Origin of the sequence: Aeromonas encheleia, from assembly GCF_900637545.1 — a bacterium.
In the GTDB taxonomy this organism is placed as follows: Bacteria; Pseudomonadota; Gammaproteobacteria; order Enterobacterales; family Aeromonadaceae; genus Aeromonas; species Aeromonas encheleia.
Map to the genome: position 1 here is coordinate 1763958 of NZ_LR134376.1, position 22479 is coordinate 1786436.

16 protein-coding genes are annotated in these 22479 nt (G+C 58.0%); 15 read left to right on the top strand and 1 reads right to left on the bottom strand.

The window, feature by feature from the left end:
- Positions 1 to 439: 439 nt before the first annotated feature.
- A complete protein-coding gene (locus EL255_RS08355) occupies positions 440 to 1654 on the bottom strand; it encodes a hypothetical protein (RefSeq protein ID WP_042653481.1) in 1215 nt (404 codons plus the stop codon).
- Between the two features lie 663 nt (positions 1655 to 2317).
- Here EL255_RS08355 and hcp1 point away from each other — a divergent pair.
- The 15 genes from hcp1 (at position 2318) to tssK (ending at position 22460) form a co-directional block, all read left to right on the top strand.
- Positions 2318 to 2836, top strand: a complete 519-nt coding sequence (hcp1, locus tag EL255_RS08360; protein WP_042653482.1) for a type VI secretion system effector Hcp1 — start codon at positions 2318 to 2320, stop codon at positions 2834 to 2836.
- Positions 2837 to 3157: 321 nt separating this feature from the next.
- On the top strand, positions 3158 to 5203 hold the full coding sequence (gene tssI / locus EL255_RS08365) for a type VI secretion system Vgr family protein (RefSeq protein ID WP_042653483.1): 2046 nt from the start codon (positions 3158 to 3160) through the stop codon (positions 5201 to 5203).
- Complete coding sequence (locus EL255_RS08370; protein ID WP_042653484.1) at positions 5193 to 5924, top strand: DUF4123 domain-containing protein; 732 nt, start codon at positions 5193 to 5195, stop codon at positions 5922 to 5924. Before tssI ends, EL255_RS08370 begins: the two co-directional genes overlap by 11 nt.
- Positions 5921 to 10771, top strand: coding sequence for an RHS repeat-associated core domain-containing protein (locus EL255_RS08375; RefSeq protein ID WP_232018926.1), 4851 nt, complete (start codon positions 5921 to 5923; stop codon positions 10769 to 10771). The genes EL255_RS08370 and EL255_RS08375 overlap by 4 nt, the downstream gene beginning before the upstream one ends.
- Before the next feature lies 1 nt (position 10772).
- Positions 10773 to 10991, top strand: coding sequence for a hypothetical protein (locus tag EL255_RS08380; protein ID WP_042653485.1), 219 nt, complete (start codon positions 10773 to 10775; stop codon positions 10989 to 10991).
- 237 nt (positions 10992 to 11228) lie between these two features.
- Complete coding sequence (locus tag EL255_RS08385) at positions 11229 to 11603, top strand: hypothetical protein (RefSeq protein WP_126623298.1); 375 nt, start codon at positions 11229 to 11231, stop codon at positions 11601 to 11603.
- A gap of 528 nt (positions 11604 to 12131) precedes the next feature.
- On the top strand, positions 12132 to 13517 hold the full coding sequence (locus EL255_RS08390) for a tetratricopeptide repeat protein (RefSeq protein ID WP_042653486.1): 1386 nt from the start codon (positions 12132 to 12134) through the stop codon (positions 13515 to 13517).
- Between the two features lie 661 nt (positions 13518 to 14178).
- A complete protein-coding gene (gene tssB / locus EL255_RS08395) occupies positions 14179 to 14682 on the top strand; it encodes a type VI secretion system contractile sheath small subunit (protein ID WP_025326628.1) in 504 nt (167 codons plus the stop codon).
- A 36-nt stretch (positions 14683 to 14718) separates the two neighbouring features.
- Positions 14719 to 16200: a type VI secretion system contractile sheath large subunit gene (tssC, locus tag EL255_RS08400; RefSeq protein WP_042653487.1), complete on the top strand. Its 1482-nt coding sequence runs from the start codon at positions 14719 to 14721 to the stop codon at positions 16198 to 16200.
- A gap of 6 nt (positions 16201 to 16206) precedes the next feature.
- Entirely contained in the window at positions 16207 to 16638 is a 432-nt protein-coding gene (tssE, locus tag EL255_RS08405) for a type VI secretion system baseplate subunit TssE (protein ID WP_042653488.1), read from the top strand.
- Between the two features lie 3 nt (positions 16639 to 16641).
- Positions 16642 to 18408, top strand: coding sequence for a type VI secretion system baseplate subunit TssF (gene tssF, locus EL255_RS08410; RefSeq protein WP_042653489.1), 1767 nt, complete (start codon positions 16642 to 16644; stop codon positions 18406 to 18408).
- On the top strand, positions 18372 to 19370 hold the full coding sequence (gene tssG / locus EL255_RS08415; protein WP_042653751.1) for a type VI secretion system baseplate subunit TssG: 999 nt from the start codon (positions 18372 to 18374) through the stop codon (positions 19368 to 19370). Before tssF ends, tssG begins: the two co-directional genes overlap by 37 nt.
- A gap of 2 nt (positions 19371 to 19372) precedes the next feature.
- Positions 19373 to 20608 (top strand): type VI secretion system-associated FHA domain protein TagH, encoded by a 1236-nt coding sequence (gene tagH, locus EL255_RS08420; protein WP_042653490.1) that lies wholly within the window; start codon positions 19373 to 19375, stop codon positions 20606 to 20608.
- Positions 20608 to 21123, top strand: a complete 516-nt coding sequence (tssJ, locus tag EL255_RS08425; protein WP_042653491.1) for a type VI secretion system lipoprotein TssJ — start codon at positions 20608 to 20610, stop codon at positions 21121 to 21123. The genes tagH and tssJ overlap by 1 nt, the downstream gene beginning before the upstream one ends.
- Positions 21124 to 21125: 2 nt before the next feature.
- Positions 21126 to 22460, top strand: a complete 1335-nt coding sequence (tssK, locus tag EL255_RS08430; protein WP_042653492.1) for a type VI secretion system baseplate subunit TssK — start codon at positions 21126 to 21128, stop codon at positions 22458 to 22460.
- Positions 22461 to 22479 lie beyond the last annotated feature (19 nt).

Sequence of the window (22479 nt, forward strand, 5' to 3'; positions counted from 1 at the left end):
TTTGACAAGCGGGCAGGATAGCCCGCTTGGACAGCCGCAGGCTGCCCGCAGGGCGAGCGCCAGGGATGGTGCGAGTCAATCCTGACCCGCCGCCAAATAGCAAAACCCGAGCTCATGGTCGGGTTTTTTGCCTTCGGGGGCTTCCGTTTCACTGTGCTCAACAGTGGGTGGGTGAAGGCCCGTGCTGGTTCGAGTGCAGCAGCTTGCTGTGACGATCGTCCTCAGGCCGCCCGGTAAAGCATCCCCCTGCCAAATAACAAAACCCCGCCTGCAAAGCGGGGTTTTTGTTTTTTAGCCCGGCCGGATGGCACCTCACGCAATGAGTTGCATCGCAGAGGGTGCCGCGAGGCTTCTCTGATCACTTCCCGCCTCATTGTCTACCTGTCGGCTCTTCGGGCCAGGCAGCGGCTTATACGCGCCGCATTCCCGCCGGGCCGCATCAGAAGATCACCCCCACGAGCCGATCGAGCAGCACGTCGAAGGGGAACAGGGTGAGCAGCAGGGGCAGGAAGGGCACCACGGCAGCGAGGATCAGCTGCAGGAACATGTCCCGGCTAAAGGGCATGGGCCTGACCTCCTTGATGACGGCATAGGCATTGGCCAGATCGGCGAGGGACTGGATGTCGGCGGCGCCGAGCAGGGATTCACCGTCTCTGTCGGCCGTGCGCAGCCAGCGGCGCTCGAAACTGCGGCTGTATTCCGCTGCGAGGGCACCGTACTCGCGCAACCCCTGGCGCTTGGCCGCCATGATACGGGGTGCGAAGACGCTCAGCGGCGCCAGCACGAGCAGCAAGCCGAAGCCGGCCAGCAGGATGATTTCTGGTTTGTAGGCGGTCAGCACGGCGGCGTCATAGAAGATCCGGTTGGCGATGAAGCCGGCCAATTGGGCGCCAAATGCGGTCAACAGTGGTGCATAGGCATAGGCCGAGGCCCCCAGAAAACCGAGACCGCAGTTGCGATCGGGGTGAGTCGGGATGAGGTCGAGCCGGATCCTGGAGACCTGCCAGAGGAATCGGGTCCAGATGAGGATCCGATAGAACCAGCGCAGGATCAGAAACTGGATGAGGGGGTTGCTCACCCAGAAGAACCAGAAGCCGGGCAGGGTCAGGGCCACGTTCCCCTCATGTATGGTGGCGTACCAGGTCGAGGATTGCAGGACGAAGGTGTGAATCCGGATGAAGTACCCCATCGAGAACACAAACAGGATGAGCCCGACCTCCACGGGGATCGAATTGCGCCAGCGCATGGCGCCCTGAATGGCGTCGTGAAAACGCGGCAAGGAGAGGGGCGAGATCAGCCCCCGCTCGATGAACTGGCGGACGATCAGCCGGATCCGCTGATGGACAATCAATTCGGCGTAGACCAGCAGCGAGACGCAGATCAGGAAGCGGACATGGGTCTCTATATCCAGCAGAAAAGGCACTGCGACCCCTTGCAACAGCGTGCCTTCCCACCCGCACAGCAACAGCAGGGGCAGCCAGCAGAGCCCGCTCAGGATCAGGATCCGTCGCCTGATATGGGCATTGATGTCGCCGAGATGAGCCCGGTTCCACAGCTGATAGAGGGGGCCGCCCAGGATCAGGGAAAAGTCGTAAGGATCGGACAGGGGTTGGCCATGGGGATCGGGCGGGGTGACGGGCCTGTGGTGCGACATGATGAAACCACCTTGATGTGCAATGTAGCAGGGACTTGTTCGCCTCATCGCCGGTGTCGCTGGTGATGAGGCTCCGGTGGGTAGTGAGTGTTGTTTTAGGGTGGAACAATGGCGACCCTTGAACGAGGCACCGCCAGAGTCCGAGTGTAGGTGAGAGAACCCGGATGGGCAGGGATGGGGGGAGGGTAATCACTGCAACTGTCGGATGCCATCGCCACACACCGGAGCAAGAGTCCATGGTTATAGGTATAGCGTTTGCGGTGGTCAGGCGGAGCTCGCTGTCACCGACAATTTATGACCCGCCGGGATCCTGACTCTGGTCACGGTCACGGTCACTCGTGCCGATGGCGAGCCTGAGCCATGTCTGGAGGGCGACCTGCTATCGGCGTGACAGCCGCGCAGAAGGAGCTCGGTCTATGGGTTGTCGTTGGTGATAAGTTCTGTTCAAGGCAACATGTTGCTCTAATACTGGATTTAGATACTGCAGTTGCAACAAATGCTGGCGGTATATGCCAGGAAAGCAAGGTATTGCGGCATAAAGGCAGGAGAGGAAGGTAGGATTTTGTGTAACTATTTGTTTTAAAGGTAAAAAACTGATTGGCATGGTCGCTGCTAATGGTTAGGTCGAGTGTCATTACCGTTCAACCAATCAGGAGCATACTCATGCCAACTCCATGTTATATCAGCATCGAAGGTAAAACCCAGGGCAACATCACCGCCGGTGCCTTCACCTCCGACTCCGTCGGCAACATCTTCGTGCAGGGCCACGAAGACGAGATGCTGGTGCAAGAGTTCCAGCACGTCGTTACCGTGCCGACCGACCCGCAATCCGGTCAGCCGGCTGGTCAGCGTGTCCACAAGCCGTTCAAATTCACCGTCGCGCTGAACAAGGCCGTGCCGCTGATGTACAACTCCCTGGCCTCCGGCGAGATGCTGCCGAAAGTGACCCTGAAGTGGTATCGCACCTCGGTCGAAGGCAAGCAGGAGCACTTCTTCTCTACCGTGCTGACCGATTCCACCATCGTCGACATCGACTGCCAGATGCCCCACTGCCAGGATCCGGCGAAGTCTGACTTCACCCAGCTGATCCAGGTCTCCCTGGCCTACCGCAAGATCGACTGGGAACACACCGTTGCCGGTACCTCCGGTGCCGATGACTGGCGTGCCCCGATCGAGGCTTGATGCAATAAAGGAGCATCCATTTGGGTGCTCCTTTTTCTGTGTGTGGAGCACAAAGCAGCGTACCAAGAGCTCCTCCGCCTCGATAGCAACGCACCAATCCCTTTGCTGTTTATCGTCGACGCCATGCCGATGCTGCGTCTTTCTTCTGTTCGTTTGCCCGGGTGAGCGAGCACAAGAAAGAACATGACGACGGATCCCATTGCACGCCTCCGGGCGTGCGGTAGCCATGGCGGTGAAAAAGTGACAGCCATGGCGGATCTCTCATCCACCTCAGGTTACCCGGCAAGATTGCGGGGCCGGGCCGATAGCAGAGGCGTGCCGATGGCAGACAGCACAGGATTACAATTTACCGTCAAGGTGGGGGCCTTGCCCGAGAGCACCTTCGTGGTGGCCGAGTTTGCACTGGAAGAGGCGTTGAACGGTCCCTTCCAGCTGCGACTGGAGCTGGCCAGCCCCCAGCCGGACATCGACTTTGGCGCCGTGCTGGACCAGCCCTGCGAGCTCTTGGTGTGGTACCAGGGCGAGCTGCAACGGCGGGTGTGCGGGGTGGTGAGCGACCTGGCGCAGGGGGACAGCGGCTTTCGGCGCACTCGCTATCAGCTCATGGTGCAGCCGGCGCTGTGGCGGCTCTCCTTGCGCCAGAACTCCCGCATGTTTCAGGCGCAGAAGCCCGACGAAATCCTCTCCATCCTGCTGCAAGAGCACGGCATCACCGACTACGCCTTCGCGCTAAAAAACGAGCATGCCCAGCGGGAGTACTGCGTGCAGTACCGGGAGACGGACCTCGCGTTCGTCAACCGGCTGGCCGCCGAAGAGGGGTTGTTCTACTTCCACGAGTTCGAGCAGGGCAAGCACCGCATCGTCTTTGCCGATGACGCGGCGGCCCTGACCGCCGGTCCCGAGCTGTTCTTCAACCTGGGCAACCGCTCGCTGGAGCAAGGGCCCTACGTGCGCCAGTTCCACTATCGGGAGGCGGTGCGCCCCTCGGACGTGGAGCTGAAAGACTACAGCTTCAAGACCCCGGCCTATGGCTTGTCCCACAAGAAGCTGGGGGCCGAGCTTGAGCACCAGCGGGGCAGCTACCAGCACTTCGACTACCCGGGCCGCTACAAGCTGGACCCGAGCGGCAAGGCCTTTGCTCAGCACCGGCTGGATGCGCTGCGCAATGACGCGGTGACCGGCAGCGGCAAGTCCAACTGCGCGGCCCTGCTGCCGGGCCAGACGTTTTCGCTGACCGAACACCCGAACGGCGGCTTGAACACCGATTGGCAAGTGGTGCGCATCAGCCACACCGGATTACAGCCCCAGGCGCTGGAGGAAGAGGGCGGCAGCGGACCCACCGTCTACCACAACGAATTTGCGGTGGTGAAGGCGAGCACCAGCTGGCGCGCCCGCATCGGCAGCCCAGAGGCGCCTCACAAGCCGATGGTGGACGGCCCGCAAATCGCCACCGTGGTGGGGCCGGAGGGGGAGGAGATTTACTGCGACGAGCATGGCCGGGTGAAGCTGCAGTTCCCCTGGGACCGTTACGGTTCCAGTAACGACCAGAGCTCCTGCTGGGTGCGGGTGAGCCAGGGCTGGGCCGGTGGCCAATACGGCATGCTGGCCATCCCACGCATCGGTCATGAGGTCATCGTGAGCTTTTTGGAAGGGGACCCGGACCAGCCCATAGTCACAGGCCGGACCTTCCACGCCACCAACAGACCCCCCTACGAGCTGCCGGCGCACAAGACCCGCACCGTGCTGCGTACCGAGACCCATCAGGGGGAGGGGTTCAACGAGCTGCGCTTCGAAGACCAGGCGGGGCAGGAAGAGATTTACCTTCACGGTCAGAAAGACCTGAACCTGTTGATTGAGAACGATGCGGCCTGGCACATCAAGCACGACCAGCACACCGACATTGACAATGAGCGGGTGACCCGCATCAAGGCCAATGACCATCTCACCGTGAATGGCGAGAAGCGGGACCAGGTCAAGGCCGACTATTCGCTGACCGTGGATGCGTCTATGCATCAGAAGCTGGGTCAGAGCTGGCTCACTCAGGCGGGACAGGAAGTACACGTCAAGGCCGGTGCCAAGGTGGTGCTGGAGGCGGGCAGTGAAATTACTGTCAAGGTAGGGGGCAGCTTTATCAAGGTGGATGGTGGCGGCGTCACCCTGGTCGGCCCCACCATCAAGATGAACTCCGGTGGCAGTCCAGGCTCCGGCTCGGGTTGGGCGGGCAAGTCTCCCATCGATCCCCAGGGCGTTGCCGTGCCTCCTCCACCCAAGGTGCCGCTGAGCCCGGCTCAGCTCGCCACCATGAAGAGCGTAGCCCCCTTCTGTGAGGAGTGTGAGAAGTGCAAGGAGGGGGCTTGTGAGATCTGAGGTCATCTCGTTACCCGAGTGGGTCGGTACGCACCGCTCATCTCCTCTATACGCAGTGCTGGCGGGTGCCAGCGATGCCACTCCTTTGCAGCACTACTACCAGCTGGATGGCCGTCATACCCCTCGTGGCCTCTATCTCGGTACTGCTTATGCAGACTGGCACCCGGTCATGCCCTATCTGGTCGAGCTGGATGAGGGCAGTACTTTTATCGAGTGGGCGGCCAGTACGCCGGCCCGCGATTGGGGATTCCTGCTGTCTACGGCGCAATCCGTCGACACTTTCTATGCCCATCTGCAGGGGCTGACCCAGATCTGGCATCAAGGGGAGGCCGTGTTCTTCCGCTACTGGGATGGTGTTTACCTTGCTTCGATCATCGAGCAACTGGGAGATCGCTTTACCTCCCTCTTGCCTGAGCTGAGTGAGCTCTGGGTCTGTGACCGAGCCTTTCAATGGGGACCTTCCGAGCCCTTTTCACCACGTCCCTTTCCTTGGTGGAACCTGCCAGATCCACTAGTCGTTGCGCTGGCAAAACAGGATCCCGGCCCCCTCATCAATAACCTGATGCAGCAGTTGGCCGATCAGAATGGTCAGCTCTACTGGTCCTTTCCCGAAGCCAATTTACGACTCAAGGTTGCCCGCTTTGTCGCACGTAACCCCTTGAGTGATTCCGAATTATTCCCGGCGCTGGAAGCTGCGCTGTGCAAAGAGGTTCAAGCATGAATAATGCCGGCCAAGCCGTCTTCAACCAGGTACTTGCCGACTATCGCAATGCTTTGACTGAGTACCGCAAGGATGCCGAGAGTTTCTTTCTCGGTGACATGCTCAGCATGGACATGGAGCAGACCATCAAGGTCGGCGACAAGACGATCAAAGCCTCATCCAGCAGCAGTAAAGCCCAGTCGGTCGTGACCCAGTGTCCGCTCAGCGGCACCCTGCGTCTGGTCCATCTGTTCGAGTCGGTGCGCTTCATCCCCATCGGTAACACCCCATACAAGGTGGAGGCCGGCAAGATGGCCGGCAAGCGTTTCATGCCTGAGGACGTGGTGAAGGAGGGCAGTCTGGATGCCAAGGGGATTGCTGAGATAGGCAAGCTCACCCCAGGCAAGTCCTATCGGGTGACCTTCTATCCCAATGTGAAGAAGATCGATCTCGATGCGCTGTTCGCGTCCTATGCGCCGGTACAAAAAGACCTCGAGGCTTGGCTCACCCAGGAGTGGAACGGTGAACACAAGGCCGCCTGGAGTCGTTACAACGCGACCGGTGCTGGATTTGGCAGTCACTCCCTGGCGGCCGCCAGCGGCATTGGTAAAGCACTGGTTGGGGTATGGGATGATCTCAAGACCATCTACGAACTGCTGGCCGATCCGGTGGGCAATGCCAAGAAACTGGCCGAGTTCGGCGTCGATGCTGCCGCCATGGCCGAGGCGGGTGCCTCCCAGATGGAGGCGGCCATGCTGGTGTTGCAGGATGAGGCCCTGCTTTATCTCTATGCCTATGCCCTGGTGAGCTGGGTCAAGCTGCTGCCGCCGGATCAGCAGACCGAGTTTGGTGCTCAGGTGATCGCCTCTGTACTGATCGACGTCATCGTCGGTGTGGTGCTGACCGGTGGCGCCGGCCTTGCGGCCCGTTACGGAGCCAAGACCGTCTCGATGGCCAAGAACAGCGATCGGGTGATGCGCCTGGTGACCTCTCTGGTCACGCTCTCCAAGAAACACAATCTGGCCCAGCATGCCCAGACCGCCAAGAAGGTGCTGACGGCCGGTGTTGCCAAACTCAATCCGGCCAAGAAGGCCGACCTCAATCTGGTGGGGGATGGCAAGGCGTTGACTCAGGTCGAGCAGGCGACGGCCGCCAAGCGAAAATTCCAGTCCCATACCGAAGTCCAGCAGGTCAACAATACGCCGGATGCGTCCACGCCGGCCAAAACGCCATCCGGTCAATCCAGCCAACCGGAGGCACAGACCTGCAAGAACAATTGCCCTGTCTCCATGGTGACGGGGGAAGAGTTGTTGGCGCTGGAAGATGCGCTGTTGCCCGGCATGTTGCCCTTTACCTTTGGCCGCCTCTACCGAACGTCCGCTGTAGAGCAGGACTGCGGCATGGGGCCTGGCTGGAGCCACTCTTTGGCTCATCGGCTCGAGCGCCGCGGTGAAACCCTGATCTGGCGGGATAACGAGTCGCTAGCCATCGAGCTGTCGCTGCCGTCGGCCACCATGCCCATGATCACCAACCGGGTGTCGGAGGCGGCAGCCTACCTGGGGGATCAAACCGATGAGGTGATCCTGGCCAAGGCGGGATCTCCCTTCCTGCATTTCAGCTGGCAGGGAAATGAAGGGCGGTTGACGGCGATCTCTGATGTCTATGGCAATCGCCTGACGGTGCGCCCGGACGCCGAAGGCCGCCCCTGCTGGGTTGAACACGATGGTGGCCTGGCCCTGCGTCTCGTCTATCAACAGGCTCATCTCACCGCCATCGAGTTGCAACACTTCGATGGCATCAATTGGCAGCCGCAGGCCATTTTGCAGCGCTATCACTACGATGACGCGGGTCATCTGGTAGCCGCCGAAAATGGGGCGGGAGAAAGAGAGCATTATCGTTATCGCAGCGATGGGGTAATCCTGGAGCGTCGCCTCGCGGGTGGCGCCGGTTTCTTCTGGGAGTGGGAAGGTGAGGGGCGTCGCGCCCGCGCCATCCGCCACTGGAGCGATGTTGCCCGATTCGATGTCAGCTATGGCTGGGATGATGACAAGGGCGAAGTCACCGTCAACAACGCCGACGGCAGCTTGGAAGTCTATCAACATGACAGCAACGCCCGCCTGGTGCGTCAGCAGGATCCGGACGGTGCAGTCACCGAATTCGGTTACAACGACAAGGGCCAGAAGGTGTTGGCTCGAGATGCCTTGGGGGGCGAGACCCAGTATCACTATGACGATGCTGGCTTGCTGTCCCTCGAGATTGCCCCGGATGGAAACCAGATGGCCTACAGCTACTGGGATGGTCGTGTTCGCAAAGTCGTACAAGGGGATCGTGAGTGGCGTTTCGAGCGCAACGAGCAGGGGGATGTGATTGCCAGGGTTGATCCCCTCGGTCGGCAGACCCGCTATGGCTATACGGCGCAAGGCAAACTCAGCTGGGTGGTGCAACCAGATGGCAGCCGTGTTGAACTGGTCTGGAATCGCCTTGGCCAGCTGATCGAAGAGAAGGGGGCCGACGGTGGTATCACCCGTTGGCGCTACGATGAACGGGGTCGCCAGATCCTGCGACGCGATCCGCGCGGGGCCATCACCCGCTATGAGTGGGACGCCGCCGATCGTCTGCAGACAGTACATCTGCCCGGTGGCGGCACACGGCGCTTCGAATACAACGCCTATGGCAAGGTGACGGCGCAGTGGGATGAGCAGGGCCGCGAGACCCGTTTCGAATATCACCCCGGCCTGCATCTGGTGAGCCGGCGCATCAATCCTGATGGCAGTGAGCTCAAGTACCGCTACGACAATGCCAAGCTCTTCTTGAGTGAAATCGAGAACGAACATGGCGAGCAACACCGGATCCACTACGCCCCCAACGGGCTGGTTGAGTGGGAAACCGGCTTCGATGGCCGCACCACCGCCTATCGCTACGATCTCAATGGCCACCTCAGTGAGAAGGTGGAATTTGGCAAGCAGGGGACAGAGCTGGTCACCCGCTATGAGCGAGACCCCATGGGGCGACTGCTTAAAAAAACCTTGCCAGATAGTCGTGAAATCCAGTTTTCCTATGACCGACACGGTCAGTTGACCCAGGTGGATGATGGTGTCTGGCCGCTAGCCTTTGAATATGACAGGGGCGGCAACCTCGTCGCCGAGCATCAGGGGTGGGCCTCCAGCTACTTCAAACACGACGCCATGGGTCAACTAGCCCAGTGGCGACTGCCGGACGGCAATCGCCTCGATTACCACTATCAGAACGGTGCCTTGAGCGGTGTCGATCTCAATGGCAACGAGCTGACTCGTCACCAGATGTTGGCCGGGCTCGAGATGCGCCGCAGCCAGGGCGCCCTGACCCAGCAATATGAATATGACGAGCAGGGCCGCCTGAGTGCACTGCGCCTGCAGCGCGGCCAGCAGGTCGCCCGTGAACGGCGCTATGGCTACGATCAAACCGGCAACTTGCAACGGATCGACGACAGTGCCCAGGGCAAGAGCATCTATCGCTACGACCCACTGGATCGGCTGCTTGAGGTGCGCGGTGAGATAACCGAACGCTTCATGCACGATCCGGCGGGCAACCTGCTAGGCCAGACTCAGGGTGCTCAATTCGAGCCCGCGAGAACCCAGGGCAACCGGCTGCTCTTTAGCGGCGATCGCCACTTCGAATACGACGAATTTGGCCGACTGGCGGTAGAGCGGCGCGGCAAAGGCCAGTCGCTGGTGACCCGTTATGAGTACGACTGTCAGCATCAGCTGATTGAGGTCGGGCTGCCTGATGGCAGCACAGCCCGCTACGATTACGATGCCTTTGGTCGCCGAATTCGTAAAACGGTAAGCGGGCAGAAAGGGCTGGACGCCGAGCAGGTTACCGAGTTCCTGTGGCAGGCCAACAATCTCATCGCCGAGAGCCGCAGCGACGGCGTTTATCGCAGCTTTATATACGAGCCGGGCAGCTTCAAGCCGCTGGTTCAGCTGGAGGGGGAAGGAGAGCAGGCTGAGGTTTATCACTATCAGCTGGATCACCTTGGCACCCCGCTGGCCCTGACCCACCATGATGGTCACACCGCCTGGCAGGTGCGTTATCGCGCCTATGGCAATGTCTGGAAGCAGGAGCTGGCCGAGGTAGATACTCCCTTGCGCTTCCAGGGCCAGTATTTTGATGCCGAGACCGGACTGCACTACAACCGCCACCGTTACTACCAGCCCGACACCGGTAGATTTATCACCCCCGACCCGATAGGCTTGGCTGGTGGGCTCAACAACTACCAGTATGCCCCCAACCCTATCGGCTGGGTGGATCCGTTGGGGTTAAGTAAAGTTCCGGGGCTGTGTCCGGATGATGCCGAGGTTGTTCAACAAAAGCGTCAGGAAGGGATGGAAGAACCGCCTAGTGTTAGTGCGAGTAAACCTGACTTCTATGTTGGGCCAAATGGCCCTGCGTCGACATTGCCAAGTACCGGGTATCGATATATGAGATATCTCAATGATGATGGTTCTGTAAATAAATTTGCTCAAAAAGCAATAGATACGGGTGAGGTGCGGCTTTCATATTTCGGTTTTGATAAGTTTGATACAGGTGATCAGGTTACAGAGGCCTTCCAAATAAAGGCGCCGAAGCATGTTACGTCTGGTGATTCTACAGGGTCATGGAGTGATGGACGACTTCGGATAAAATTCGATACGTTACAATTATTTGATGAATCCGGTAAACTTAAAGTTAAAGTACCTAATAGCCATGGTGGTGAAGGTCCTGACTTAGAACCTATCACTGAAGCATATCCGCAATATGGTAAAGGGGGGGCTAGACAGTTGGTGCCAAACGATGGTGAGAACTTATATATAAAAGTGGATGAAATAAGCATATTGCCGGAGAAATGATATGGATACGTTGACGTTGAGAGAGGAAACAAAAAAGATGATAGAAAGTCATTTGTTAGGTGCTGACCCTGAAGCAGGAAAGTTAATTCAGATGGTTTTAGACACGCAACGAACTATACCTATAAGAGCAATTCTTGTACACATGGATGAGTTTAATGTAAAGCAATTTACAAACCTAGAAAAAGAACTCATAGACGAACTTATGTACAAATATGGATGACGGAATGGTTCATTGTAGTACAATGTAGTAATAGGAAGTTCGCAGGCTCTGGATGTGCCACAGTGTATAAGATGGCACATTCATATGAATTTTTATAAAATACCTTTGGAGAGTAATTTACAACCTATGCAATAGTGCTTTTCAATATTTACTAGGGCTCTAGTTGATGGGGTTTTATATTGTCTAGGGAATTAGCCTGGAAATTAACGCTCTACAGGTTTTAGTAGTAAAATATCTATGGTTGAAGTTATTAACGATAAGGGCTTTAAATATATTGAGTGGACTGCCAATGACTCGTTGGTCAGAATAAATTATCCCACCACAGGGTATGGTGTGTATTCAAATAAGTATGAATTAATAGTTATAATGGAATATGGAGGGGGCAACAGTCTCAATGCTACCGTCTACAATCGGGATGGATTTGAAATAGGTAAGATAACCCCCCTTGCTGAAGATATAGTATACGAATATATATCTATACATCCTAGTTCTGCAAGTGGAGTTGCAATTGTAGGTGCTTATAATAACCTGGTTGATAATTTTCAAGATTGGTTTTTTGAAGTTGACTTAGAACATTTTTTTATTGGGAAACGACTTTCCCCAGCTTGCTGAATATTGTAATGACGGGTTTGAGATAGGCCTTTAACATTATTTTAATTAATAAAACTTGTTTGATGTTTTTAGGTGTTTTTTAAATTGCTTGTATAGTTGTTCATAAATAATGAGGCCTGCTTCTTTTGTTAGTTGCTACCTAACTGAATGCATAGTCGGTATGGATATATTATGTTTATAGGTTTGGTGTTTCTCTATAATATAGGCGGCATTCCTACTGAGATGAATTATTTTTATGAAAGTACGTTTCATGCCGGTAATTATATAAATAAATATTTTACTTACTGATGATGGTAGTCTCATAACTCCTTATGAAACGTTGTCGACTATAAGGGAAGATGGCTGGTTAGACAACAGCAGAGCTATATTATTTCCATAGATTATGCTGTTTTTATTTCACGCATGGCATTTAGATATGTTGTTTAGTTTCGCAAAGTACATGGTTTTTAAGGGGGGCAGTGTAAATATATCCATACTTAGTTTTCTACCCAATTACCGATATATTATTTAAAACTGTGGGGATTATTGATGGTATACCGTGCTTTATTATCGATATTAGTATCGAACATGTTGATTGCCTGCACCACAACTACATCACTCACAGAGTCCGAACTTTCTCAAGCTGCCCAACAGGGCCAGGGCAAGGCGCAATACGAGCTGGCCAATCGTCTGGCTGCCAAGCCCGATTATCCAGAGGCAATGCGCTGGATGAAGCAGTCCGCGGATCAAACCGGGCCTTTGGCGGCGGATGTCGATATTCGTGGTAAGGCGGCGCTGCAGGTGGGGAGCTGGTATCAGGCTGGTTTAGGTGAGCCCAAGAACCCCAGGTTGGCCCATGAGTGGTGGCAGCGTTCGGCCAAGCTGGGCAATCGGGACGCGAGCTATCAACTCGGAAAGGAGTGCCAGCGTCAGCACCAGGATAAGCTGGTGAGCGCGTGTCTCGACTGGTTCGAGCAGGCTGCCAAACGGGATCATGCCGGTGCTCAGTTGATTCTGGGGGAGTGGTACGCCAGCCAGCCCGGCGCCGATGCCGATGCGGTTCAGTGGCTGGAAAAGGCCGCCGAGCAGGGGAATCGTGACGCCCAATATCGGCTCGGCCTGCGTTATGAGCAGGGCAAGGGGGTGAGCAAGCGCCCCGATCTTGCCCAGCGTTGGTACGAAAAGGCCGCGGCCCAGCAGCAGCCGGATGCCTTGTTGACCCTGGCTCGCCAAGCAAATACGACAGAGGCGTTTCCCCTTTATCAGCGTGCCGCCAATGCGGGCTCGCCACCAGCCCAATTGTGGCTGGGTCAGACCTATTTGGCAGGAGAATGGGTGTCGCAAGATCTGGCGCTGGGTCGTTACTGGCTGGAATTGGCAGCGAGTCATGGTTCCCATGAGGCCGAATATCAGTTGAGCCTGCAGCAGACGGACGCGGTTGCACGAGAGCATTGGCTGACACTGGCCGCGGCCGGGGGAGTGAGCCAGGCACAGCTTGAGTTGGCCAAGTTGCAGCAGGGCAGAGGAGAGCTGAAAGCTGCTCGTCAGACTGTCTCGCTGGCGGCGGCACAAGGGAACAGCGAGGCCCAATATGCCTATGGTGAGATGTTGCGGCTGGGGCTCGGCGGTGAGGCGGATTATAGTGAGGCATTGAAGCAGTATCGATTGGCGGCGAATGCCAATCACCGACAGGCGCAGTATCGCATGGGCACCATGCGTGAGCAGGGTTGGGGAGCCCCTCGTAACAGGTTGCATGCCTATGCATGGTACTTGCTTGCCGCCACGGATGGTAATACCGATGCGACCGCCGCCAGCCGTGAGCTGGAGAAAGGCATGACGGAACAGGAAAAAGGTGCCGGTCAGAAACTGGCCCAGCACTGGTTTACGACACTGACAAGCGCGCATCAGCCGGAGCAGTCGCAAGGCAGAATATAGGACCATGGCACTCAATCAGTGACGGCAAATAATACTATTTAATAAGTCAATATACTGACTCTATTTGGATGATGAGTTTCTTTTTTGAACAATTCATGAAGCCTTCATGACAGCTCTGTTATGGAGGTTTTTTTATGAAGCAGGAAATGATTTTCATTTGTGGAAAATGAGTGTCATGTATTAATACCAAATCATTAATTCAATGACCGAAATGCCATCTCATCCTCATCTGGTAATGAACATTCAAAATCTTTATTAATAATGCTATCTGTAGATGTTTTTTAGTCTTGAGGTATGATAGTAACCTGTTGATTTAAATCGTATTTAGTTTTTATTTTTGATTGTAATCTCTATTTTTAATGATTTCAGTATTGACGTGGAGATATTTATAAATATACCATCTGCCGCAAATGGCTCCTGAGCCAAAATGACCTCTAACAAAGAGTAGAGGCATGATCGGGTTGTATAAGTAACAAGATGCATATTGCGTTTTTGATTATCAACGCTTCGGCTTTGTGTATGTCAAAAATGCATCGTCGGCTGATGTTTTTTAGCCTGGATCTATATTGATCCCGTCAACTGTCATTTCTTACAGTTGCTGGCAAAGACATTGGCTATAAGCTTTAGGGTCTTCATGGATCCTTAACTTGGTATTTAGAGCATGGGAAAAGGAATTGATGGCGCCACTGTTGCGCCCAAAGAGCGTATTAATATCAAATATGTACCGGCAACCGGTGGTCAGCAGGCGGAAATAGAGCTGCCGTTGACCATGATGGTAGTTGGCAACATGAAAGGACGCACGGAAGAGACCCCCATCGAGGAGCGTCAGACCGTGTCCATCGACAAGAATAATTTTTCTTCTGTCATGAAAGAATCTGCACTGGAGCTGAAGTTTTCCGTTCCCAATCGTCTGGAAGAAAACAGCCAGGACGAGCTGCCCGTGTCGATCAAGATCCAGTCTCTGGAAGACTTCACTCCCGACAGCGTTGCCCAGCAGGTTCCCGAGCTGCGCAAGCTGCTGGAACTGCGTGAGGCCCTGGTTGCCCTGAAAGGACCCTTGGGAAATATCCCGTCCTTCCGCAATCGTTTGCAGGATCTGTTGTCCAGTGACGAGGCTCGCGAGCAACTGCTCAAGGAGCTGGATTTGATTAAGCCTGCCGAGTGATCTGCAGATTAATTGACTGATTGATAAGGAAAAAATATGTCTCTGGTCGAAGAACAGGTTAAAGCGGGGGCGAGTGATGCTGCTCCCTCGTCCTTGCTGGACGAAATCATGGCGCAGGCGCGCATCACCCCGGTCGATGAGGGTTACAGTGTCGCCAAGCAGGGTGTCGCCGCCCTGATCGCCAACATTCTGGACAGCGGTACCACCACGGATCCGGTCAACAAGGCGCTGGTGGACAGCATGATTGTCGAGCTCGACAAGAAGCTGAGCAAGCAGATGGATGTCATCCTGCACGCCAAAGAGGTGCAGGAGCTGGAATCCTCCTGGCGTTCGCTCAAGCTGCTGGTGGATCGCACCGATTTTCGTGAAAACATCAAGATCCAGGTGCTGCATGCGACCAAGGAAGAGTTGCTGGAAGATTTCGAGTTCTCCCCCGAAATCACCCAGTCCGGCCTCTATAAGCATGTCTACTCGACCGGCTACGGCCAGTTTGGTGGCCAACCCATCGGTACCGTGATCGGTGACTATGCCTTCACCCACAGTTCTCCCGACATCAAGTTGATGCAATACGTCAGCGCAGTCGGTGCCATGGCACACGCCCCCTTCATCTCCTCCGTCGCCCCGGCCTTCTTTGGCGTGGACAGCTTCACCGATCTGCCGTCCATCAAGGATCTCAAGTCGGTCTTCGAAGGCCCGGCCTACACCAAATGGCGTTCGCTGCGTGAATCGGAAGATGCCCGCTATCTGGGGCTGACCGCACCGCGTTTCTTGGCCCGTCTGCCTTACGATCCGACCGAGAACCCCATCAAGGGCTTCAACTATCAGGAAGACATCAGCTCGGATCACGATCACTACCTCTGGGGCAACACCGCCTACCTGATGGGGACTTCCCTGACCGACAGCTTCGCCAAGTACCGTTGGTGCCCGAACATCATAGGTCCCCAGAGCGGTGGCGCCATCCAGGATCTGCCGGTGCATGTCTATGAGGCCATGGGCCAGCTGCAGGCGAAGATCCCGACCGAGGTGCTGATCACCGATCGTCGTGAATATGAGCTGTCGGAAGAGGGCTTCATCACCCTGACCATGCGCAAAGACAGCGACAATGCGGCCTTCTTCTCCGCCAACTCGGTGCAAAAGCCCAAGGTGTTCCCGAACACCAAGGAAGGCAAGGAAGCGGAAACCAACTACAAGCTGGGTACCCAGCTGCCCTACATGTTCATCATCAATCGCCTGGCCCACTACATCAAGGTGTTGCAGCGCGAGCAGATCGGCTCCTGGAAGGAGCGTCAGGATCTTGAGCGTGAACTGAACGGCTGGATCAAGCAGTACGTGGCCGATCAGGAAAACCCGCCGGCAGACGTGCGTAGCCGCCGCCCGCTGCGTGCCGCCCAGATCAAGGTGCTGGACGTGGAAGGCGAGCCGGGCTGGTATCAGGTCGCCATGGCCGTGCGCCCGCACTTCAAGTACATGGGCGCCAGCTTCGAGCTGTCTCTGGTGGGTCGTCTGGACAAGGAATAATGCCCGATGCCGTATCTCTCTTCCTGGGATAGAGGAAATGCGGCCAGTCTGTTTGACAGGATCCGGGGGGAGGGGCTGGCCTCTTCCCCCCAATCGGACGTTGAGGAGCTGATCGATTCGGTCAAACGACAGCTCGATCAGATCCTCAACACCCGTCCCGGCAATTGTCGCAGTGCCCCCGAGCTGGGTGTCATCGATCTCAATGACGCCACTCAGGGCAGTGCCGACATCAAGGGGCGGATCCGTGAGGCGATCCGGCAATGCATCCGTCGCTATGAGCCGCGGATCATTCACGTGGATGTCCGTTCACCCGACTATCAATCGAGCCCGCTCGAGATGTCGTTTCAGGTGACGGCACACGTGAGACTGGATCACATCGAACAGGTTACCTCGTTCAACGTCCATATGGACAGCCACCGTCACTACCGCATGGTCTGATCAATGTCGCTGGAACATTACTTCAGGGATGAACTGGCATTTTTGCGCCTGCAAGGGCGCGAATTTGCCGATGCCTATCCCGAACTCACCCGTTTCCTGTCGGAGCAAAATACCGATCCGGACGTGGAGCGCCTGCTGGAAGGCTTCGCGTTTCTCACCGGCAATCTGCGCGCCAAGATCGAGGATGAGTTCCCCGAGCTGACCCACGGTCTGCTCAATATGCTCTGGCCCAACTATTTGCGCCCCGTGCCCAGCATGACCATCATGCAGTTCTCGGTCATTCCGGGTGCCATCACCCAGCCGGCGCTGGTCAAGCAGGGTTGTCAACTCGACAGCCTGCCCATCGACGAGGTGACCTGTCACTTCCAGACCAGCCACGATGCCTGGATCTACCCGGCCGATATCCGCCATATCGCCTCCCAGAGTGGCAACGATCTCTCCACCATCTCGCTGGATATCGCCCTGCATGCCCCCTTGCCGCTAAGCGAGCTGCAGCTGGACAAGCTGCGTTTCTTCCTCGGTGGCGACAGCTATACCGCCTATGAGCTCTATTTCTGGCTCTCCAACCAGCTCTCTCATATCGAGCTGGAGATCGACGGCAAGCGCTTTCGTCAGGAGGCCAAGGCACTCAAGCCCATCGGCTTCGAGCGCGACGATGCCCTGCTGCCCTATCCGAACAACGTCTATTCCGGCTACCGGATCCTGCAGGAGTATTTCTGCTTCCCGGAGAGCTTCCTGTTCTTCGAGCTCTCCGGCGGTGACTGGCCAAAGCAACCCCTGCCAGTCAGCGAATTCAAGATCCACTTCTGTTTCGACCGACCCCTGCCGGCGGAGCTCAAGATCCGGCCCGACTCCTTCATGCTCAACTGCGTGCCGGCCATCAACCTGTTCCAGCACGACAGTGAGCCGGTCAACCTCAACGGCCGTCAGGCCGAGTACCCCCTCAAGGCGAGTTACCGCCACGCGGACAGCTTCGAGATCTTCTCGGTCGACGAGGTCGAAGGCTGGGTGGAGGGCAACCTGGGCCGCTCCCGCGGCACGCCACGCATCTATCAGCCGTTCGAGAGTTTCCAGCACCAGATCGAGCGAGCCAAGCACCGCCTGGCGCTCTACTACCGGGTGCGGGTCAGGGAGGCGGTCAGTGGCGACGGCTTCGAGCATCAGCTCTCCTTCGTGCGGGGGGACGAGACCACCACCGTCGATCTCGATGAATCCATCTCGGTCACCCTGACCTGCACCAACCGTTCCCGCGCCGCCGCCCTCAAGGTTGGCAACATCTGCGTGCCGACTGGCAGTTCGCCCTCGTTTGCCACCTTCCGCAATCTGATCCGGCCGACCCGGCCATTGCGCCCGGCACTGGATGGCAGCCTGCACTGGACCCTCATCTCCAACCTGTCCCTCAACTATGTCTCCCTGCTGCGTCGCGATGCCCTGGTGCAGGTGCTGCGCACCTATGACTTCCCGGCGCTGCACGACAAGCAGGCCGAGCAGGCCTCGCGCAAGCGGCTGGCGGGGATCGAGGAGATCGAGACCACCCCGGTCGACCGGTTGGTGCGCGGCATGCCGGTGCGCGGACTCAAGTCTGTGCTCTCCATCCGCCAGTCCGCCTTTGGCAGCGAAGGGGAGCTCTACCTGTTCAGTACAGTGCTGGCCCACTTCTTCTCGCTGTATGCCAGCGTCAATGCCTTCCACCTGCTTGAGGTGGTCAATCTCGACAACAAGGAGCGTTACCAGTGGCCAGTCCAGATCGGTCAGCACTCCCTGATGTGACGTCCGCCAGGGACGCCCCCCGCTTCAATTTCTTCCAGCTGGTCGAGTTGCTCAACCGGCTGGACGGCACCGATCAGGAGCGGGGGCTCGATCATCTGCCGGGCGATGAAGGGATCCGCTTCAAGGCGACCGCCTCCCTCGGCTTCCCCACCAGCGACGTGCTGCAGATAGGCAAGGATGGCAAGGGGCGTCATGAGCTGGAGGTGGCCTTCCTCGGCCTGCACGGCAGCCAGTCTCCCATGCCCGGCTATTACCTTGACTCGCTGGCCTGGGAGTACGCCCAGGGTGAGCAGAAGCTCGGCCTGTTTCTGGACTTCTTCCACCACCGCCTGCTGACCCTGCTGCACCGGATCTGGCGCAAGTACCGCTACCACGTGCGCTTTCAGGACAACGGTGAGGATGGATTCTCCCGCCTGATGTTCGCCCTGGTGGGGCTGGGTAACGAGGCGGTCTGCCGCAGCCTGCCGGTCAACCGCGCCAAGATGCTCTCCTACGCCGGCATGCTGGCCAGCCCCAGCCGCTCCCCCGAGGTGGTGGCCGGCCTGGTGGCGCACTGTTTCGATCTGGCGGATGTGACGGTCAGCGCCTGGCAGTGGCGCCGGGTGTCCATCCATCAGGATCAGCAGAACCGACTGGGCAGCGCCTGCGCCACTTTGGGGGATGACTTCGTCATCGGCGACAAGGTGAACGATTGTGCGGGCAAGTTTTTATTGAAGATCAACAACCTGAGTTTTGGGCAGTTTCTCGGGTTTCTCCCGAACGGAGAGCATTTCCACGCCCTGGTGACCTTTGTCTCCTTCATCCTGCGCGACCAATTGGCCTGGGATCTGCGGCTTGGCTTCGGCCAGGAGCAGGCCAAAGGGCTGAGGTTGGGGGAGGAGCAGAGTGCGCGCCTGGGCTGGAGTACCTTTCTCGGTCAGCCGCCGAGTGAGCCGTTCGTGACCATTTGTGTGCAGGAGTGAATGTGGACGACTTTAACCAGCAACTTTCCCTGGTGGTGCTCAACAGCGAGCAGCTCGATGGCAACCAGCAGGTGCAATACCGCTTCGATGAGATGGGCGGCTCCCTCGGGGCCTCCGAACAGGATGACTGGCAGCTGCGCGACAGGTTGGGGGCGGTTATGCCGGCCCACGCCCGAGTCGAGCTCCATGACGGTCGCTTCTGTCTGTGCGATCTGAGCGGTCAGACCTATATCAACGGTGCGACCTCACCCATAGGGCGGGCCCGCAAGGTGCATCTGGAGCAGGGGGACGAGCTGATCGTCGGTCCGTTCCGACTGCGCGCCTACCTGGGGGCCATCTCGGCCGAGCAGAGCCTGCAGCAGGTGCTGGGCAACCGTCCCTCCGAGCAGCTGGACGAGTGGCTGAGCGGGGAGGCGCATCGGCCGAGCCAGGACGATCCGCGCGCCCTGGCCGTCGATCCCTTGCTGGCGCTGCAGCATGAGCGCAACCCCCTGACCCCGCTGGTCGATCCCCGTCGCCAGAGCGACTTCCACCCGCAACCGGATATGGAACATCCGTCCCTGTCCCCCTTTTCTGCCGTCGAGGACACCATGAACCAAGAATTTCTGGATATGCCCACCATCGAGAACCATCCCGATTACGCCCATCCGCTGGAGGGGGTCGATCACGTCGCACTGACGCCCTTGATGCGCGGGCTGGGTCAGCCGTTGCAGTTGCAAGATACCCAGCAGGCCCACGACATGCTCGAAGAGATGGGCAAGACGGTACGCGCCATGGTGGAAGGCTTGCTGAAACTGCAAAGCGATCAGGCGGCGCTGGCGGACCGGCACCTGCGTCCCATCGAGGACAACCCGCTGCGGCTCGGGCTCGACTATGACGAGACCCTGGCGGTGATGTTTGCCGAGCAGAAGAGCCCGGTGCACCTGACCGCCCCGGCGGCGGTGGCCGAGAGCCTGCGCAACGTGCGTATCCATCACGTCGCGAATCAGCAGGCCATAGGCGCGGCGCTCGACAGCATACTGCAGGCCTTCTCGCCGGATGCGCTGCTCGGCCGCTTCGAGCACTACCGCCGCACCGGTACCCCGGGCATGGCCGACGAGGGCTGGGCCTGGAACATGTACCAGCACTATTACCGCGAGCTCACCTCTGCCCGCCAGCAAGGGTTCGACAAGCTGTTCCATCAGGTCTATGCCCAGGCATACGACCAGGCCGTGCGTCAGCAACAGGGACTGATTTGATGATACGTGCGCTGATGCTGGGGGCCTGTCTGTTGGCCCTGGCAGCTTGTACCACCATGGGCAAGATGGCTGATGTGGCCATGGATCCGGATATCCAGGTGGGCAGCAATGACGATCAACCCTCGACTCTGGGGCTGAGCCTGCTGGCCGAGCCGGACGTCAATCCCAACGGCAGCGGGGAGGCGGCACCAATCGAGTTCCAGGTGCTGCTGCTGGCCGAGGATTCCAAGCTGCTCGCCACCGATTACGACCAGGTGACCGAGGACGTGGAGAAGGCCCTTGGCAAGAACTACCTGGATCATCAGGACTACACCCTGCTGCCGGGCCAGTTCAAGTACCTGTCCCCCATCAAGCTCGACGAGAAGACCCGCTACATCGGGGTGATCGCCCGCTATGCCGATCCGGACAGCGCCGAGTGGCGCAAGGTCATCAAGGTCAAGAGCCTGGGCCGAGCCTATCAAATTCTGGTTCATCTGCGTCTGGATGAAGTAGAGCTGCAACAAGAAGAAGAATAACCATGTCGAGTCGAAATCGGGTTATCTGGCGTGAGGGGCTGTTTATCAAGCCCCAGCACTTCCAGCAACAACAAAGACATTCGGAGTACGCGCTGCACGCTCGCCTGAGTGCGCTCAGCGACTATTTCTACGGGCTGCAGACGCTCGTCATCAACGAGGATTACCTGGGGTTCGGCCGCATCGCCCTGGTGGGGGCCACCGGCATCCTGCCCGATGGCACCGTCTTCAATATTCCGAACGACGATGTGCTGCCGACTCCCCTCGAGATCACCGACGCCTCGGTGGCGAACCAGAAGGTCTATCTGGCGCTGCCGCTCTCGGTGAGCGGGGTCAACGAGGTCAATCAGGGCGGTCAGGTTGCCACCCGGCTGCAGGCCCATCGCCACGATGTGCGGGATCTGCACAGCGAAGGGGGGGACGTGGTCTCCCTCGAGGTGGGACGGGTCAGCTTGAGGTTGATGCTGGAGCGTGAGGATCGCAGCGCCTACGCGTCGTTGGCCATCGCTCGCATCCTGGACAAGCGTCCGGACGGCGGCCTGGTGCTGGACCCCAACTTCATGCCCTGCAGCATCAGCGTGTCGGCCATCCCGACCCTCAAGCGCTTCCTCGGCGAGTCGGCGGGTCTGGTGGCCGAGCGGGCGCGCAGCCTCTCCCAACGGATCGCCGCCCCCGGTCAGCAGGGGGTCGCCGATGTGGCCGAGTTCATGATGCTGCAACTGCTCAACCGGGCCCAGCCCCAGCTGTCCCACCTCTCGCGTCTCGGCACCCTGCACCCGGAGCGGTTGCACGAGGCGCTGGTGCAGCTGTGCGGCGAGTTGATGACCTTCACCGATGAGTCCCGCCTGCCGCCGGAGTTTGCCGCCTATCGTCACGACGATCAGCAGGTGAGTTTCGAGCCGGTGATGCTGGCCCTGCGCCAGGCCCTCAGCACTGTGCTGTCGCCGCGCGCCGTCTCCATCCAGCTGCGCAAGCACCAGTACGGCGTCATGGTGGCCGTGGTGGGGGAGAGCGAGCTGATGCAAAGCGCCGACTTCGTGCTGGCGGTGCGGGCCCGCATGCCCCAGGAGCAGTTGCGCAAGCAGTTGCTGCAGCAGACCAAGGTGGCCTCCAGCGACAAGATCCGCGAGCTCATCAGCCTGCAGCTGCCCGGCATTCCGCTGCTGCCGCTGCCGGTGGCGCCGCGCCAGCTGCCCTATCACGCCGGTTACAGCTACTTCCAGCTCGACAGGCAGAGCCCGGCCTGGCAGATGCTGGCGGTGGGCAACACGCTCGCCTTCCACATCGCCGGCGATTTCCCCGAGCTGGATATGCAGCTCTGGGCCATCCGTAGCCAGTGATCGCACCAAGGAAACAAGC